The organism is Mesorhizobium sp. M4A.F.Ca.ET.090.04.2.1 (assembly GCF_003999085.1).
Classification (GTDB): domain Bacteria; phylum Pseudomonadota; class Alphaproteobacteria; order Rhizobiales; family Rhizobiaceae; genus Mesorhizobium.
Genome location: NZ_RZOT01000888.1, coordinates 1 through 1170 on the forward strand (window position 1 = coordinate 1; position 1170 = coordinate 1170).

General features: G+C 68.5%; 1 pseudogene. It reads left to right on the forward strand.

Going from position 1 to position 1170, the window contains the following annotated elements:
* A pseudogene (locus tag EN781_RS34645) lies at window positions 1-1170 on the forward strand (serine/threonine protein kinase); the annotation flags it as partial.

Genomic DNA, 1170 nt, shown 5'->3' on the forward strand with positions numbered 1-1170 from the left:
GGACCGGCTCCATCGCCATCGCCGCCGTGGCGGCGCTGGCTGTGGTGTCGGCAGCTGGTATCTATTTCAGCGGCATCCTGACGCCTGCCGCGCCGCCAGCCGGCAAGACGACGCTTTCTCCCTCGAAAACACCGGAGCCGACACCGGCTGAGAGCGCTGCCAGGGCGCCCGGCAACGAACCGGCAACGGAGCCGTCCCAAACACCACGCACAGAGGCAGGCCAGGCTCCGGCTGAAAAGCCAGTGCTGCCCGCCGCCGCGCCGGCCGAAAAACAGGCGGAAGCCGGGACCGGACAGAAGCCGGCGCCGGCGCGGCCGGCCGAACCCGTCCCGCCGGTCCAGGAGGGACCAAAGCCCCCGACGGTCGAGGCGCAAGCGCCCGCCGAAAAGGCTCCGGCGGCGCCGCAGCCAAGCGACAGCCAGCAGACGGCGGCGCCACTCCCCAAAATCGCCCCTGCTTCGCCGCCGGAAGCGATCACTCCGGTCTCGCCGCCGGTAGAAAAGGCGCCGGCGCCGGTCAAGCCGGATGTCGCGGAGATGCCGAAGGCCCAGCAACCGGCCAACGAACCGGCCAAGCCGAAGGCGGCCGACAAGGCTCCCGACGGCGCGACCACTCCGCCGGAAGCGGCGACCACGACAAGCCCGCAGCCTGAGCCGCCCGCAGCCAAGCAGCCGAATGAGACCGTTGTCTTGAATGTGCCCAAGCCCCAGGTTCCGCCGGCGGCTCCCGCCAACGAGACCGCGCAGCGCGCTTCCTGGGTGAGCGACTTCAGCGGCGGTGACTGTTTCTACGCCACCATGACATCGGCAACCGACAACGCCGTCGCTATCGAGGGATTTGGCACTGCGGTCCAACCGTTCGAGCGCATGATGTCCGACTTCCAGGCGCGGTTCCAGGTCGAGCCGGATATCAGCGTGCGCCTCATTGAGCCCGCCCAATGCGAGGTCACCAATTTTCTGCATCTTCTCGGCCGCACCGGCGCCGACAAGCCGCGGCTCGTCCTCGATCGGACATTGGTGCCGAACGGCTCGCCGATCGGCGGAACGCTGGTGACGCGTGGCGGCCTGATTTCCAACGTACTCCTGATCGACCACAGAGGCATAGCCTTCAACCTCGATGACCGCATCGTCGCGCAACCTGACAGGGCGACCTGCAGCATCCCGATCGGGC